The following is a 15,851-nucleotide window of genomic DNA, read 5'->3' on the forward strand; positions in this document are numbered from 1 at the left end:
GCCCGGTGTCCGACCCCTTCGTGCACCTGCACGTCGCCTCCGGCTACTCCCTGCGCTACGGCGCGTCCCACCCCCACGTCCTGGTGGAGCGCGCGGCGGAGCAGGAGATGGACGCGCTGGCGCTGACCGACCGCGACGGCACCTACGGCGCGGTGCGCTTCGCCAAGGCCGCCCTGGCCCACGGGGTGCGACCCGTCCTCGGGGTCGACCTCGCCTTCCGCCCCGAGCCGGCGCGCCGTGCCGGCCCGCGGGCGCAGCCCCGCACCCCCGTGCGCGGTGGTGTCGTCCGGGACCCCCGGCTGCCCCGGGTGGTCTTCCTGGCGCAGGGGCGGCGCGGCTGGGCGGCGGTGTGCCGGCTGGTCTCGGCGGCCCACGGAGCGGCCGACGGTGCGGCCGCGGCCGACGGGGCCGGCCGGGGCGGCTGGGCCGACCGGCCCGGCTGGGGCGCCCCGCCGGGTGAGCGGGGCTCGCCGGTGTGCACCGCGGAGGCGGTGGCCGAGCACGTCGCCGGCGAGCCGGTCCGCGTGCTTCTCGGCCCCACCTCCGAGCTGGGCCTGGCCGCCGCGCGGCGCCGCGACGACCTCGCCGAGCAGGTGCTGGCGCGGTGGGTGGAGCTGGTCGGTGCCGAGCAGCTCGCGGTCGAGCTGACCTCCCACCGGCTGCGCGGCGACGGTCCCGGCACCTCGGTCCACGCCGCCCGCATGCTGGGCGTGGCCTCGCGGCGCGGACGCCGGGTCCCGGTGGTGCTCAGCAACGCGGTGCGGTTCGCCGACCGCCTCGACGCCCCCACCACCGACGTCCTCGACGCGACACGTCGGCTCGTCCCGATGGACCTGCGCCACCTCGACCGGCGCAACGCCGAGGGGTTCTTGAAGTCCGGCAAGCAGATGCACGAGGTCGCCGAGGAGGTCTGTCGTCTCGCCGGCACCGGCAGCGCGACCGCGGTCCTGGCCGGCACCCGCGGCGTCGCCGACCAGTGCGTGCTGGACCCCCGGGCCGACCTCGGCCTCGGCGAGGTCCACCTCCCCGAGCTCGAGCTCTCCACGACCGTGGTCCCGGCGCGGGTGGGGGCCGAGGCTCCTGCCGACGCGGTGCTGCGCGCGCGGTGCCAGGCCGGCATCGGGTGGCGCTTCGGCGACGTCGGCCGCCAGCGGATCTGGAAGCGGCTCGACGACGAGCTCGAGACCATCCGGCGTCTCGGCTACGCCCCCTACTTCCTCACCGTCGGCGACGTGACCGAGATGGTCCGCGGGCTCGGCATCCGCAGCGCCGCCCGCGGCTCCGGGGCCGGCAGCCTGGTCAACTACCTGCTCGGCATCTCCGGGGTCGACCCGATCCGGCACGGCCTGCTGATGGAGCGCTTCCTCTCGCCCCGGCGCCGCTCGCTGCCCGACATCGACCTCGACGTGGAGTCCGCCCGCCGGCTCGAGGTCTACGACGCGATCCTGGAGCGCTACGGCCGCGAGCGCTGCGCGACGGTCTCGATGATGGACACCTACAAGGTCCGCCACGCGATCCGCGACGTCGGTGCGGCCCTGGGCATGCCGGCGGGCGAGGTCGACGCGATCGCCAAGGCCTTCCCGCACGTGCGGGCCCGCGACGCGCGCGCGGCGCTGCGCGACCTGCCCGAGCTGCGCGCCACCGGCCTGGCCCGGGAGGCGGCGGCGGGGGAGTGGGGGAGCTTCGACCTGTTCTTCCGGCTCGTGGAGAGCCTCGACGGCCTGCCCCGCCACATCGCCATGCACCCCTGCGGCGTGCTGCTCTCCGACCGCAGCCTGCTCGCGCGCACACCGGTGGAGCACAGCCTGCTGGGCTACCCCATGAGCCAGTTCGACAAGGACGACGTCGAGGACCTCGGCCTGCTCAAGCTCGACGTGCTCGGCATCCGGATGCAGTCCTCGATGGCGCACGCCGTGGCCGAGATCGAGCGGGTGGAGGGCCACCACGTCGACCTCGACGACCAGACCCAGGTGCCCTTCGACGACCCGACGACCTACCGCATGATCTCCAGCGCCAAGACGCTCGGCATCTTCCAGATCGAGTCCCCGGGCCAGCGCGAGCTGGTGGGCAAGTCCGGGATCGAGGAGTTCTCCGACATCATCACCGACATCTCGCTGTTCCGGCCCGGGCCGGTCAAGAGCGACATGATCACCCCCTACCTCGAGGCCAAGCAGGGCTGGCGGCTGCCTCACTACCTCCACGACGACCTGCGTCCCATCCTGGGCAGCACCCGCGGCGTGGTCGTCTTCCACGAGCAGGTGATCGAGATGATCGCCCTGTTCACCGGCTGCTCCTACGCCGAGGGAGACGAGTGGCGGCGCGCGCTGGGGGACCGCGACGGCATGGCCGCGACCCGGGCCTGGTTCCACCCCCGGGCGCTGGGCCGCGGCTACGACCTCGACGTGGTCGAGCAGATCTGGACGGTGATCGAGGCGTTCGCCTCGTTCGGGTTCTGCAAGGCCCACGCCGCCGCGTTCGCGCTGCCGACCTTCCAGTCGGCCTGGCTCAAGGCCCACTACCCGGCCCACTTCATCTCCGGGCTGCTGACCCACGACCCCGGGATGTACCCCAAGCGGCTGATCCTCGACGACGCCCGCCAGCTCGGCATCGCGGTGCTCGGCCTCGACGTCAACGCCAGCGCGGCGACCTACACCGTCGAGCGGCTGGCCGACGGCTACGGCATCCGGCTCTCGCTCAGCGAGGTCCGCGGCATCACCGACGCCGAGGTCCGGCGCATCGTCGCCGGCCGGGAGGGCGCGCCGTACGCCTCGCTCACCGACCTGTGGCAGCGGGCCCGGGTCTCCCGGCCCGTGGTGGAGCGGATCGTGCAGGCCGGCGGCCTGGACGGCGTCTATGGCCTCGGCGGTGCCGAGGGGTGCGGGCGTCGTCACCGGGTGACCCGGCGCGACCTGCTGCTCGAGGTCGGCGACCTCGACCGGCTGCAGCGGGCCTCGGCCCGCAGCGAGCTGCGGCGCGCCCGCGGGCTGTCGCGCACCCGGCCGCCCGGCGACGGCCGCCCCGATCACACCGGTAGCCCCCACCACCCCGACCGCGACTCGGTGCAGCTGACCCTCGACCTCGGCGACCCCACCCACCAGCAGGTCAGCGGGCTGCCGGAGATGTCGCCCGCCGACCGGGTGCGCGCCGAGCTCGACGTCCTCGGGCTCGACGTCAGCCGGCACGTGGTCGACTTCCACGCCGCGTTCCTGGACCGGCTCGGGGTGACCCGCTCGGCCGGTCTGCTCCAGGCCCGCAGCGGCGCCGAGCTGCTGGTGGCCGGCGTCAAGGTCGCCACCCAGACCCCGCCGATCCGCTCGGGCCGGCGGGTGGTCTTCCTGACCCTCGACGACGCCACCGGTCCGGTCGACGCGACGTTCTTCGAGGACGCCCAGGGCCCCTACGCCGCCACCGTGTTCGGGTCGTGGCTGCTGGTGGTCCGCGGCGTGCTGCGGCGCACCGGGCGTCGCGGCGTCTCGCTGCGGGCGACCGGGGCGTGGGACCTCGGGGCGCTGCAGGACCTCTGGCAGGTCGAGGGGATGTCGGCGGTGCACGACGAGCTGGCCCGCGTGCCGCGCGGCTCCGGCCCGGCCGGTTCGGGTGAGGACGGGGCCGTGGGCGACCCCGGCCCCCGCCGGGTCGTGGTGCACACCAGCGGGTTCCGTACCTCCCCCTACGCCGACGTGGCCCCCGCCGGGACCCGCCCCGGCGTCGTCACCGGTCAGGTGGCCCGCGCGCTGTGGCACCGCAGCCCCGGGAGCCCCGGGTGAGCGCCCCGCGCCCTGGCCCCACGGCCCTGCTCCGGGAGCTCCGGGAGCCCCGCCACCCCCTAGGGTGGGCGCCATGGAGCGCCCTCTCGAACGCCGCAACGCCGTCCGCACCGCCGTGGTGTGGGACGCCGTGCAGGCGGTGCTCGACGGCGGGACCCGGCGGGTGCTCGACATCGGGGGCGGCACCGGCGGCTTCGCCGTGCGGGTGGCCGGTCTCGGGCACGACGTCACCGTCGTCGACCCCAGCCCCGACGCGCTGGCCGCGCTCGGGCGCCGCGCCCACGACGAGGGCGTGGCGGCCCGGGTCACCGGTGTCCAGGGCGACCTCGGCACCCTCGCCGAGGTGGCCCAGGACGTCGACCTGGTGCTGTGCCACGGTGTGCTCGGCCTCGTCGACGACCCGGCGGCGGCGCTCGCGGCGATCGCCGGCGTGCTGCGCCCCGGGGGGATGCTCTCGCTCCAGGTGGGGCAGCGTCACGCCGCCGTGCTGGCCCGGGCCATGGCCGGGCACTTCACCCAGGCCCGTGACCTGCTCACCGCCGAGCACGGGGTCTCCACGGCCGAACGGCGCTTCACCGCCGAGGAGCTGCGCGAGCAGCTCGGCGCGGCGGGGTTCGACGTCGCCGCGGTCCACGGCGTACGGGTCTTCACCGACCTCGTGCCCTCCTCCCTGCTTGACCTCGAGCCAGGGGCCGGGGCAGCGCTGCTCGAGCTGGAGCGCGCGGTCGCGCAGCGGCCCGAGTACCTCACCGTCGCCAGCCAGCTCCACGTGCTCGCCGGTCTCTCCGCCTCCTGACCCGAGCGGCCCGGCCGGCCCGAGCGGCCCGGCCGGCCCGAACACTCGGGGGGCCCGGTGAGGCCGGTCACCCGGGAGCCGGGCGATCCCTCGTGGGACTGCCCGATCCTGCACGTCGACATGGACGCCTTCTACGCCTCGGTGGCCATCCGCGACCGGCCCGACCTGCAGACGGTGCCCGTGATCGTCGGGGGCGGTCACCGGGGCGTGGTGCTGGCCGCCAACTACCCGGCGCGACGCCACGGCGTCCGCTCGGCGCTGCCGATGACCCGGGCCCGGAGGATGTGCCCCGAGGCCGTCGTCCTGCCGCCCGACTTCGCCGAGGTCGAGAGCGTCTCCTCGTCGGTGATGGAGATCTTCCGCCAGGTGACCCCGGTCGTGGAGGCGGTCTCGATCGACGAGGCGTTCCTCGACGTCTCCGGGGCGACCCGTCTGCTCGGCTCGCCACGCCGGATCGCCGAGCACGTGCGCGCCCGGGTGGCTGACGAGCAGCGGATCACCTGCTCGGTGGGGGTGGCCGGGTCGGTGGCGGTGGCCAAGCTGGCCAGCCGGCGGGCCAAGCCCGACGGCGTGGTGGTGGTCCCGCCGCGCGAGGTGACGCAGTTCCTGCACCCGCTCGACGTCGGCGAGCTCTACGGCGTGGGCGAGAAGACGCGCGACCAGCTGCACCGGCTCGGGCTGCGCACCGTGGGCGAGGTGGCGAACACCCCGGTGGCCACGCTGCAGCGGGGCATCGGCAACGCGGCCGGTGCCCACCTGCACCACCTCGCCTGGGGCACCGACCGGCGCACGCTGACGCCCCGGCGTCCGAACCACGAGCCCGACCGGAGCATGGGCGCCGACGAGACGTTCGGCCGCGACACCGACGACCCGGCGGTGGTGCTGCGCGAGCTGCTGCGCCTGTCGGCCAAGGTGACCAGCAGGATGCGGGCGGCCGGCGTCGCGGGGCGCACCGTCACGCTGCGGGTGCGGTTCGCGGACTTCACCACCATCACCCGCTCCCGCACCCTCGGTGACGCCACCGACGTCACCGGCGAGGTCCACGGCACCGCGGCGGCGCTCTTCGACGCGCTCGGGCTGCAGCGGGCCCGGATCCGGCTGGTCGGGGTGCGGGTGGAGGGGTTGCTGCCACGGGAGCAGGTCCAGCGCCAGCTCGTCATCGGAGCCCGTGACCGGGGCTGGGAGGACGCCGACCGGGCGGTCGACGCGGCGGCCAGCCGGTTCGGTGGCGGCGCCGTACGCCGGGCCACGCTGCTGCAGGGGGACCGACCCTGACCGCGACCACGGCGGGGCCCGCCGTCGCGGCGGCCACCGCCCGGGCTCCTACCACCGATCTGGCCCCTATTTGTGATCTCGGCTACCGCCACGCCCACGGCCTGCCTAGACTTGACGGACCGACACCGACCGCCTCCAGCACAGGGGCGCTCACCGGGGCCACACCGGGCCAGTCACGTGGGAGGACGCCGTGCCACTCTCCGAAGAGGAGCTTCGTCTGCTCGAGCAGATGGAGCAGGCGCTTGCGCAGGAGGACCCGAAGTTCGCCTCCACGCTCCGGGGCAGCGCCCTCGAGCGCACCGCCAAGCTGCGCACCTTCGGGGCCGTCGCGGTCTTCGTCCTCGGCGTCGGCATGCTGATGGGCGGTGCCGTGTCCCAGCAGATCTGGCTCGCCGTCCTCGGCTTCCTGGTGATGCTCGCGTCCGCGACCCTCGGCCTGGCCGCGTGGCGCGGCCGTCACGCCCCGGCCGCCCAGCAGCCCCGCAGTGGCGAGGAGCAGCTCTTCGACTTCGACGACCACCCGCACCGCTTCGGTGTCATCGAGGGTGGTCGCGCCACCAAGCGCAGCAAGGGCCCCAAGGCCCCCCGCCGTGCCGGCCGCTCCAGCGCGCCCCGCCAGGGCACCTTCATGCAGCGCATGGAGCAGCGGTGGGAGCGCCGCCGCCAGCAGGGCTACTGACCGATCCACCGCCTCACCAGCGCCGCCGCACGTCGTCGTGGGCGGCGCTGTGGCGTCCCCGGGCCCGGTCGCCCGCCGACGGGTGCCGGCGGTCGTGAGCGACCAGCCGACCCACCTCGTGGCCGGGGAGGTCTTCAGCCGGTGAGGGACGCCGGCCACCACCGTCGGCGCCAGCGGGCCACCCGTCCCTCGTCCGTACGACGCAGCAGCCGCTGCCACGTCGCGAGCGTGCTCTCCACCGTCTCGGTGCGGACCGCCTCACGGACGCCACCCGCCCCGCCGGCGTAGCGGGTCTGCTCGACCCCGACGAGCAGGTCCTCCAGGCCGCGGACGTCGTCGGGGCTCGGGCCGTCGGCCTGGGCGACGACCCGGCGGGCCTGCTCGCGCGGCGTCCGGGTGTCCGGCCAGTCGCGGCCCTCGTCGAGCACGACCGCGCGCAGCTCGGCCCAGGCGCCCTCGGCCGGCACCCCGTCCGTGGTCGCGGACGCGCCACCCAGGCGGCGGGCCCGCTGGCGCCGCCGCACGAGGGTCGGTCCGCCCGCGAGCAGGACGAGGGCGACCGGGACGAGCAGGGACCACCACGGGAGCGGGCCGCTGCCGCCGGGGCCTCCGGCGTCGGTGTCCTCGGGTGCCGCCTCCTCCTCCCGGGTCGCCTCGGGGGACGCCTCGTCCGAGGGGGTCGGGGCGGCCACCGGCTCGTCTGGCGACTGCCGGGTGTAGCTCGGCGTGGCGCCGGTGCGCCCGCCCGGGGTGGGCTCGAAGCGCACCCAGCCGGCACCCGAGAAGTAGAGCTCGGGCCAGGCGTGCCGGGTGTCGGAGGTGTAGAGCAGCCGGCCGTCGGGCTGCCGCTCGGGAGCCAGGAAGCCGACGGAGACACGGGCGGGGATGCCGAGGGTCCGCGCCATCGTGGCCATCGCGGTGGCGAACTGCTCGCAGTAGCCGATCCGGTCGGTGGTGACGAAGTCGGCCAGCAGCTGCATGCCCGAGCCGTCGCGCTGCTCCAGCGAGTAGGTGAAGCCGCCGGAGGTGCGGAACCAGTCCTGGAGCGCCACGGCCCGGGCGAACCCGGTGTCGGCGCCACGCGTGACCTCGCGCGCGGTCTGGGCGATCACCGGCGGCAGGTCGCGGGGGAGCGCGGTGCCGGCCGCACGCACGCTGGCCGGCGGCGGCTGCGCCGAGTCGAGCTCGGCCGCGGTCACGCGCGGGGCGAACGAGCGGGCGGCGTACTCCAGGCCCTGGGGGGCGCGCCCGCGCGCCAGCGCCACGTCGAAGGTGCGGTCGTCGTAGCGCCAGTTGCCCTCGACCTCGATCTCGCGCAGCGGGTAGGGCAGCGGCAGCCAGCTGGTGGCGTAGCCGGGGGCGAGCTCGAAGTCCCAGTCGGCCTCGGCTCCGCCCTGGCCGGCGGCGAGCCCGGGCGGTTCGGGCAGCACGCCGTCGGCCAGGTTCTCGCTGGGCAGGTCGCGCTGGGAGGGCCGCCACTGCTGGCCGGTGAAGAGGTCGAGCACGGTCGTACGGACGTACGACGTCTGCTCGGCGTCGGTGCGCGCGTAGAGCAACGGGGTGCCGGTCTCCTCGATCAGCTCGCGCCGCAACGAGATGAAGGGGTTCACCGTCGTGGTGAGCCGCACGTCGCCCGCGCCGGTGCCCGGGCCCTCGCCGGTGCCGTCGTCGGGCAGGCTGTCGCCGACCGGCACCAGCGGGGCCACCAGCAGCGCCAGCGCCACGGCGGCCAGCGAGACCTGCCAGACCAGGCCGCGACCCGGGTCGCCGACGGCACGGCCGTCGTCGGGGCCGCGCCGCGGCAGCTCGTCACGGTCTCGGCTCCAGCGGTCGTGCCGCTCGGCGGTGAGGAGCCGGACGAAGAGCAGCGCGACCACCACGAAGACCGGGATCGAGAGGTCCTCGAGCAGGATGGTCACGGGAACGCTGAGAGCGACGAGCAGCGGCAGCGCCGCCAGCGGCGGGCGGCGCAGGCCGAGCGCCAGCACGTCCACGGCGTAGACCACGAGGAGCCCGCACCCGGCCAGCAGCGCCTGGGTCGAGGTCGCGAACGACTCGACGGGCGCGGCGTAGTAGTTCAGCGCCCGGGCGCCGTTCTCCACCAGCACCGCCACGCGCTGCAGCGAGGCGCCGGTCGGGACGAACCCGAGCAGCGACTGGCCGGAGGCGAAGAAGAGGTTGAGCAGCAGCAGCCCGAGGACCGCCTGCACCGCCGCCACGGCGTACGACGCCACGCGGGCGAACCGCAGCAGGCTGCCGGCGAGGGCCAGCACCAGCCCGCCCACCCCGACGGGCACGAGGAAGCCCGAGGGCTCGGCGATCATGCCGCTCCAGGAGAAGATCGCCACCCACGCCGCGAGGAACCCGACCACGGCCGGGACCGGTCGCCAGGCCCCCCGGGGCCGCGGTGCCGGGGCGGGGCCGGGTGCCGGCCCGGTGGTCGCGGGTCCGGCGGGCGGGGCGGTGGTCGTCATCGGCCGAGCTCCTGCCAGGTGGCGCCCAGCGACCCACCGCGGGCGAGGGTGGCGGCCCGCCAGCCGTGGCGGCGCAGCTCGGCGGTCGGGGTGGTGCGGTCGGCGACGCGGGCGGTGGTCGACCACGAGTCGACGTCCAGCACCACGGCGTACGCCGCGTCCCCGGCCGCCGCGAGCCGGCCGAGCGTCCGGCGGTCGGCGTCGTCGAGGTCGCCGAGGACGGCCAGCAGCATGCCGCCGTGCTGGCTCTCGTCGACCCAGTCGGTGGCCAGCGCCCCCTGCCGGGAGCCGCGCAGCACCGCGAGGCGCTCCAGCTGCTCGTGGACCCCGAGACTGCCCCGTCCCGCGTGCCACTCCGGCGCGGCGCCGGCCCCGGCCGCCGTCACCAGGCGCACCTCGAACCCCTGCGCCGCCAAGTGCTGCACGAGGGAGGCGGCGACGCCGACGGCGGCCTCCCACGAGGACTCCTCCCCGTGGCCGCGGTGGTTGGCCAGCCGGTGGTCGAGCAGCAGGGTGCAGCGCAGCTGCCACTCCTGCTCCTCGCGGCGCACCATCAGCTCGTCGTTGCGGGCGCTGCTGGGCCAGTGGATGCGCCGGAGGTCGTCGCCGAGGCGGTACTCCCGGATGGTGGTGTCGGGGCTGCCGCCGCCGAGCAGCTCGCGGGCGCGGTTGTCGCCGGCGCCGGCCCAGCGGCCGGTCAGCGGGATCGGCGGCAGCGGCACGGTGCGGGGCGTGACGAGCAGGGTGTCGCGGGAGTCCAGCTCCTGCTCGACGTCGACCATCCCGAGCGCGTCGGCGACGTGGACGTGGACCGGGCCGACGGGGAAGCGTCCCCGGGCGGTGGTGCGGATCAGGTAGCGCAGCGTGCTGCGGCCGCCGGTGAGCAGCGGGTCGACGACGAACCCGCGGCGCGACCCCAGCTCGTCGGGCAGCCGCTCCTCCACCAGCAGCCGGCCGGTGGTCCGGCCGTCGTTGCCGAGCACCACCTCGACCTGGGCGGTCCCGCCGGCCTCGACCCGAAGCGAACTGAGGTTGCGGCGCACCCACACCCGGCGCGGCGTACGACGTACCAGCAGCCAGGCCACGAGCGGCACCGCCGCGGCCAGCAGGCCCATCCGCACGAAGTCGCGCTCGCCGACCTGGATGCCGCACAGCACCGCCGCGACCCCGGCCGCCAGGAAGCAGCGCCCCCGCAGGGTCAGGTCACGCACGCCTGCTGCCCGCACCGGAGGTGGGGCCGGGCACCGGCACCTGGGCGAGGATCTGCTCGACGACCTGCAGCGGCCGCCGGCCGGCCATCGTGGACTCCATGGTGAGCAGCAACCGGTGCGGCAGCACCTGGGTGGCCAGCTCGCGCACGTCGTCGGGCAGCACGTAGGCCCGGCCCTGCATCGCCGCCCACGTGCGGGCCGCCCGCACCAGCTGCAGCGTCGAGCGCGGGGAGGCGCCCAGGCGGAGGTCGGGGGAGCGGCGCGTCGCGGTGGCCAGCGCCACGGCGTACTGCTGGACGGCGTGGGAGACGTGCACCCGCCCCGTGACCTCGATCAGCTTGCGGACCTCGGCGGCGTCGGTGACCGGCTCCAGCTCGTCGATCGGGCTGGTGCCCTCGCGGGAGGACAGCATCGCGATCTCGGCCGACTCGACGGGGTAGCCCATCGAGAGCCGCACCATGAACCGGTCGCGCTGGGCCTCGGGCAGCGAGTACGTGCCCTCCATCTCGATCGGGTTCTGCGTCGCGATCACCATGAACGGCGACTCCAGGCCGTACGTCGAGCCGTCGACCGTGACCTGGGCCTCCTCCATGCACTCGAGCATCGCCGACTGCGTCTTGGGGCTGGCCCGGTTGATCTCGTCGCCGACCACGATGTTGGCGAAGATGCCGCCGGGCCGGAACTCGAACTGACGGGTGTCCTGGTTGAACACCGAGACGCCGGTGACGTCGGAGGGCAGCAGGTCCGGGGTGAACTGGATCCGCCGCACGCTGCAGTCGATGGAGCGGGCCAGCGCCTTGCTCAGCATCGTCTTGCCGACGCCGGGCACGTCCTCGATCAGCAGGTGACCGCCGGAGAGCAGCACGACCAGGGCCGTGCGGGCGATCTCGGGCTTGCCCTCGATGACCGTGCCCACGTTGGCCTGGACCCGCTCGGCGACGACGCGGACCTCGTCGACCCCGTCCGCCGGTCCGCCCCCGTCGCCACGGGGGACGGCGCTCCCGCGGTCCCCGGTCGTCACGTCGCTCACCACTCGTCCTCCACCTGCCCCACGTCGCTCCACCACCCACCACCGGGGCGACCTCGTCGTGGGTCACGGGCGGGGTTGGCCACCAGTGAACCCCATGGGGCCACACCGGACCACGGGTCGCGCCCCCTCCACCCCGGGTGGCCCCGTGCGGGGTCGGGGAGCCCCGACCTGCGGCGACGCGGCGGAACGGGGTGCCCGAGGGGGCGAAAGTGGTTGCTGGTGGAGGGAAGTGGTGTAAAGTGGAGCGCAGTGGAGGAACGAGGAGTCCTTGGGGTCGGCGAGGGGAGCAGCAGATGTTCTCCGGCACCTACACCCCGAAGCTCGACGAGAAGGGGCGCCTGTTCCTCCCGGCGAAGTTCCGCGAGGAGATGAAGGAGGGGCTCGTGATCACCCGTGGCCAGGACCGCTCCCTCGACCTCCGCACCCGCGCCGACTTCGACGTCTTCACCGAGAAGTTCAAGAACGCCTCGCAGACCGACGCCCGCCTGCGGGCCTACGGCCGGATGCTGTTCGCGCTCGCCTCGGAGCAGGTGCCGGACAAGCAGGGCCGGGTCTCGCTGACCCCCGAGCTGCGGGCGTACGCCGGGCTCGACCGCGAGGCCGTGGTCATCGGCATCTACGACCGCGTCGAGATCTGGGAGCCGTCGGCCTGGACCCGCTACACCGCCGACCAGGAGCAGGCGTTCGCCAACCTCTCCGAAGAAGTCTTCCCCGGCTTCTGAGTCCCGCACCACCCCGCTCCACCCCGCTCCACCCCGCACCACCGGCACAACTCCACAGCGAGATCGCAGGGCGAGGCTCACGTCCGCTCATCCCGGTCGTCTGACGCACCTTCCCCGGTGTCAGAAGGCCACCTCTTCCCTCCACGGGACGAGCGGACGGAGAACCTGGCCCTGCGATCCCGCCCCGCTGCCGGACCCGGCAGCGCCCACGCACCAGCAGCGCTCCACCGAGGGGGTCGACACCGTGAGCACCACGCACAGCCAGCGCACCGCCGCGGACGTCCCGCCCCTCGGCGCCGGTCCCGGCGGGCGCCGCGTGCGCCACGAGGCCCGCGACCAGGTCGCCGTGATGGCCTTCTCGGCCGTGGCCTCCTGCGGGCTCGCCGTCCTGCTGATGCTCCTCGTCCAGGTCGCAGGCTAGGTCCGCGCCGCCCATGCCGAACCCGAGCCACGTCCCGGTCATGCTCGACCGGGTCGTCGCCCTCCTCGCGCCCGCGCTCCAGCGTCCGGGTGCCACCTTCCTCGACGCCACGCTCGGGCTCGGCGGCCACACCGAGGCCGTGCTCGAGCGGTGCCCCGAGGCCCGCGTCGTCGGCGTCGACCGCGACCCCCACGCGCTCGAGCTGGCCGGTGAGCGGCTGGCCCCCCACGCGGAGCGGCTGACCCTCGTCCACGCGGTGTACGACGAGATCCCCGACGTCCTCGACGACCTCGGCCTCGCCCACCTCGACGGCGTCCTGTTCGACCTCGGGGTCTCCTCGATGCAGCTCGACGTCCGCGAGCGCGGGTTCGCCTACGCCGAGGACGCGCCGCTCGACATGCGGATGGACGACAGCGTGGGTCGCACCGCGGCCGACGTGCTCAACACCTACGACGTCGGCGACCTGGCGCGGGTGCTGAGCCGCTACGGCGAGGAGAAGTTCGCCCGCGCCATCGCCCGGGCGGTGGTCAAGGCGCGCGAGACCGAGCCGTTCACCCGCTCGGCCCGCCTGGTCGAGCTGCTCTACGACACCATCCCGGCGCCCGCGCGGCGTACGGGAGGACACCCGGCCAAGCGCACCTTCCAGGCGCTGCGCATCGAGGTCAACGACGAGCTCGGGGTGCTCGAGCGGGCCGTGCCGGCCGCCGTGGCCGCGACCCCGGTCGGGGGCCGCGTCGTGGTGATGAGCTACCACTCGCTCGAGGACCGCCTCGTCAAGCGCGTCTTCACCGCCGGCACCACCTCCACGGCGCCCCACGACCTCCCGGTCGTGCCCGCCGGCCTCGAGCCGCCGCTGCGCTCGGTCACCCGCGGGTCCGAGAAGGCCACCGCCGAGGAGATCGCCCAGAACCCGCGAGCCGCCTCGGTGCGGCTGCGCGCCGTCGAACGCGTCAACACCAACCGGGGAGACCACGCCGCATGAGCACCTCGTCCTCTCAGGCCGCCAGCGGCCGCCGCCTGCCCCGCTTCGCCGAGGCCGCCGTCGAGCGGGCCCGGCTCACCGTCGTCCCCGCGCGGTCGCTCGGCCGCACCCAGGCGGCCCGGACGCCGTTCGCGGTGCTCGTCCTGGTGATCCTCGCCGGCGGCGTGGTCGGCCTGCTCATGTTCAACACCCAGATGCAGCAGACCTCCTTCACCGCGACCGCGCTGCAGGACCGCGCCACCGAGCTGACCGCCCGCAAGCAGGCGCTCGACCTGGAGCTCGACGGGCTGCGCGACCCCCAGCAGCTGGCCCAGTCCGCCCGCGACCTCGGCATGGTGGCCCCCCAGACGCCCGCCTTCGTGCGGCTCAGCGACGGCCGCGTGCTGGGCACGCCCACCCCGGCCGGCGGCGGCGACGCCGTCCAGGTCACGCCCGGTCCGTCGAAGAAGCCGGCCGAGATCGAGCGCCGCACGGTGATCGTCGAGGCGACCCCGCGCGCCGCCGCCGACGGCGCCCCCTGAGCCGATAGACAGAGCACACCGCCCACCGGCCCGGGCTGACCGGGCCCGCGACCCCGGGAGCCACCCGTGAGCCCAACCCGCCGTTCCTCGCGCGGGACGACCCACCTCCGCCTCCGGGTGGCGCTGATCGGGGTCGCGATGCTGCTCTCGCTGTTCGCCGGGCGGCTGGTGCAGATCCAGGGCATCGACGCCGCGTCGTACGCCGCCCGCGCCGAGTCCTCGGGCCTGGTCACCCTCGACCTGCCGGCCAAGCGCGGCCGGATCCTCGACCGCAACGGCGAGCCGCTGGCCGAGTCGGTGGCCGGCCTCATGGTCGTCGCCGACCCGCAGACCACGGCCCCCAACGCCGACGCGATCGCCCGGATCCTGGCCGACCGGCTCGACCTCGACTACTTCGAGGTCCGCGACACCCTGACCGAGAAGGACACCCGGTTCGCCTACGTCGCCCGGCGCGTCCCCTCCACGCTCGCCTCCTCGGTCGTGGCGGAGCTGCGCGAGCAGGAGCTGACCGGCATCGACACCCGGCCCGACCCGCTGCGCAGCTACCCCTCCGGCGACGTCGCCGGCAACGTGATCGGCTTCCTGGGCGAGAACGGCAAGCCCGCCGCGGGCCTCGAGCTGGCCTTCGACGACCTGCTGGCGGGCAAGGACGGTCGCGAGACCTACGAGGTCGGCGGTGGCAACCGGATCCCGCTCGGCGACAACACGCGGGTCGCGCCGGTCGACGGCAAGGACCTCCGCCTCACCATCGACCGCGACGTGCAGTGGTACGCCCAGCGGGTGCTGTGCAACACCGTGCAGACCGTGCAGGCCGAGTCGGGGGTGGCCGTCGCGATGGACACCCGAACCGGTGAGCTGCTCGCGCTGGCCGACTGCACCGGCACCGAGCCGGGGATGACCCCGGCCGAGGTCGCCGAGGCGCAGCGCAAGCTCGTCTCGTCCGCGGTCTCCGACGTCTACGAGCCGGGCTCGGTGCAGAAGGTGCTGACCTTCTCCTCGCTGATCGACGACGGCAAGGTGGCGCCGGAGACCAAGCTGACCGTGCCCTCCGAGCTGCCTGTGCTCGACCGCGTCATCGGCGACTGGTTCGACCACGGCACCCTGCAGATGACGGTCGCCGGCGTGGTGGCGCAGTCGAGCAACATCGGCACCAGCATCGCCGCCGGGCAGTTCACCCCCCAGGAGCTGCACGACCACCTCACCCGCTTCGGACTGGGCCAGAAGACCGGCGTGGGCCTGCCCGGCGAGAGCCGCGGCCTGCTCACCGACGCCTCGGAGTGGTCGGTGCTCAGCCGGGCGCAGATCGCCTTCGGCCAGGGCCTGTCGGTCAACGCCCTCCAGATGGCCGCGGCCGTCAACGCCCTCGGCAACGACGGCGAGCTGGTCGAGCCGAGCATCGTCGAGGGCCGCGAGCGCACGTCCTCGGGCCAGGAGGTCGGCACCGCGACCGCCACCAAGCGGCGCGCCGTCAGCAGCGAGGCCGCCCGCAAGACCGCCGAGATGATGGAGCTCGTCACCACCCCCGACGTCGGCACCGCGCCCGGCGCGGGCATCCAGGGCTACCGCGTCGCCGGCAAGACCGGCACCGCGCAGCAGGCCGGCGGGGAGTGCCGGTGCTACGCCATGGGCGGCAAGGCCGTCTCCTTCGGCGGGTTCGCGCCGGCCGACGACCCCCGCTTCACCGTCTACGCCATGGTCAACAAGCCCAGCATCGGCGGCAGCGGCGGCGGCACGACCGGCCCGATCTTCCGCAAGATCCTCGCCTACCTCCTCCAGAAGTACGCCGTGGCGCCCACCGGCACGCTCCCGCCCAGCATCCCCACCGAGTGGAGCACCGGCCAGGACCTCGGGGTGCCCTCGCCCAGCAGCCTGCGTCCCGGCCAGGGCGAGGTGGACAGCGAGGACCTGTCCGACGGGGCCGACGGCACCTCCGGCGCCCCCACCGCCGGGTCGACCACCGGCTCCGAATAGGT

At 75.1% G+C, this 15,851-nt stretch carries 12 protein-coding genes; 9 read left to right on the forward strand and 3 right to left on the reverse strand.

What is annotated here, in order from left to right:
- Window positions 1-5: 5 nt before the first annotated feature.
- The 4 genes from ASG49_RS12575 (at window position 6) to ASG49_RS12590 (ending at window position 6,517) form a co-directional block, all read left to right on the forward strand.
- The gene (locus tag ASG49_RS12575) at window positions 6-3,767 is read left to right on the forward strand and encodes a DNA polymerase III subunit alpha (RefSeq protein WP_056542350.1); all 3,762 of its coding nucleotides are present in this window, start codon (window positions 6-8) and stop codon (window positions 3,765-3,767) included.
- A gap of 73 nt (window positions 3,768-3,840) precedes the next feature.
- Entirely contained in the window at window positions 3,841-4,563 is a 723-nt protein-coding gene (locus ASG49_RS12580; RefSeq protein ID WP_056542352.1) for a methyltransferase, read from the forward strand.
- A gap of 57 nt (window positions 4,564-4,620) precedes the next feature.
- Window positions 4,621-5,838, forward strand: coding sequence for a DNA polymerase IV (dinB, locus tag ASG49_RS12585; RefSeq protein ID WP_235562054.1), 1,218 nt, complete (start codon window positions 4,621-4,623; stop codon window positions 5,836-5,838).
- 190 nt (window positions 5,839-6,028) lie between these two features.
- The gene (locus ASG49_RS12590; protein ID WP_056542356.1) at window positions 6,029-6,517 is read left to right on the forward strand and encodes a DUF3040 domain-containing protein; all 489 of its coding nucleotides are present in this window, start codon (window positions 6,029-6,031) and stop codon (window positions 6,515-6,517) included.
- 134 nt (window positions 6,518-6,651) lie between these two features.
- Here ASG49_RS12590 and ASG49_RS12595 read toward each other — a convergent pair whose 3' ends face one another.
- From ASG49_RS12595 to ASG49_RS12605, 3 genes are read right to left on the reverse strand one after another with little or no spacing between them, the layout of a single operon-like run.
- Complete coding sequence (locus tag ASG49_RS12595; protein ID WP_056542358.1) at window positions 6,652-8,991, reverse strand: DUF3488 and transglutaminase-like domain-containing protein; 2,340 nt, start codon at window positions 8,989-8,991, stop codon at window positions 6,652-6,654.
- Window positions 8,988-10,202, reverse strand: coding sequence for a DUF58 domain-containing protein (locus ASG49_RS12600; RefSeq protein ID WP_056542360.1), 1,215 nt, complete (start codon window positions 10,200-10,202; stop codon window positions 8,988-8,990). Before ASG49_RS12600 ends, ASG49_RS12595 begins: the two co-directional genes overlap by 4 nt.
- Complete coding sequence (locus ASG49_RS12605) at window positions 10,195-11,223, reverse strand: MoxR family ATPase (RefSeq protein ID WP_056542476.1); 1,029 nt, start codon at window positions 11,221-11,223, stop codon at window positions 10,195-10,197. Before ASG49_RS12605 ends, ASG49_RS12600 begins: the two co-directional genes overlap by 8 nt.
- A gap of 302 nt (window positions 11,224-11,525) precedes the next feature.
- On the opposite strand from ASG49_RS12605, the gene mraZ reads away from it, so the two are divergent.
- From mraZ to ASG49_RS12625, 5 genes are all read left to right on the forward strand, one after another.
- Window positions 11,526-11,954 (forward strand): division/cell wall cluster transcriptional repressor MraZ, encoded by a 429-nt coding sequence (gene mraZ, locus ASG49_RS12610; protein ID WP_056542362.1) that lies wholly within the window; start codon window positions 11,526-11,528, stop codon window positions 11,952-11,954.
- A 244-nt stretch (window positions 11,955-12,198) separates the two neighbouring features.
- Window positions 12,199-12,375, forward strand: a complete 177-nt coding sequence (locus ASG49_RS18655; protein WP_156384325.1) for a hypothetical protein — start codon at window positions 12,199-12,201, stop codon at window positions 12,373-12,375.
- A 13-nt stretch (window positions 12,376-12,388) separates the two neighbouring features.
- Window positions 12,389-13,357 carry a 16S rRNA (cytosine(1402)-N(4))-methyltransferase RsmH gene (gene rsmH, locus ASG49_RS12615; protein WP_056542365.1) on the forward strand — a complete coding sequence of 323 codons (969 nt, stop codon included), beginning with the start codon at window positions 12,389-12,391 and terminating at the stop codon, window positions 13,355-13,357.
- Complete coding sequence (locus tag ASG49_RS12620; RefSeq protein WP_056542366.1) at window positions 13,354-13,878, forward strand: hypothetical protein; 525 nt, start codon at window positions 13,354-13,356, stop codon at window positions 13,876-13,878. Before rsmH ends, ASG49_RS12620 begins: the two co-directional genes overlap by 4 nt.
- 66 nt (window positions 13,879-13,944) lie before the next feature.
- The gene (locus ASG49_RS12625; protein WP_235562055.1) at window positions 13,945-15,849 is read left to right on the forward strand and encodes a penicillin-binding protein 2; all 1,905 of its coding nucleotides are present in this window, start codon (window positions 13,945-13,947) and stop codon (window positions 15,847-15,849) included.
- Window positions 15,850-15,851: the final 2 nt, after the last annotated feature.

It is taken from the genome of Marmoricola sp. Leaf446, from assembly GCF_001424755.1.
Classification (GTDB): domain Bacteria; phylum Actinomycetota; class Actinomycetes; order Propionibacteriales; family Nocardioidaceae; genus Marmoricola.

Coding starts and splice junctions, on each gene's coding strand:
- ASG49_RS12595 (WP_056542358.1), bottom strand. CDS start 8,991: ATGACGACCACCGCCCCGCCCGCCGGACCCGCGACCACCGGGCCGGCA.
- mraZ (WP_056542362.1), top strand. CDS start 11,526: ATGTTCTCCGGCACCTACACCCCGAAGCTCGACGAGAAGGGGCGCCTG.
- ASG49_RS12580 (WP_056542352.1), top strand. CDS start 3,841: ATGGAGCGCCCTCTCGAACGCCGCAACGCCGTCCGCACCGCCGTGGTG.
- ASG49_RS12620 (WP_056542366.1), top strand. CDS start 13,354: ATGAGCACCTCGTCCTCTCAGGCCGCCAGCGGCCGCCGCCTGCCCCGC.
- rsmH (WP_056542365.1), top strand. CDS start 12,389: ATGCCGAACCCGAGCCACGTCCCGGTCATGCTCGACCGGGTCGTCGCC.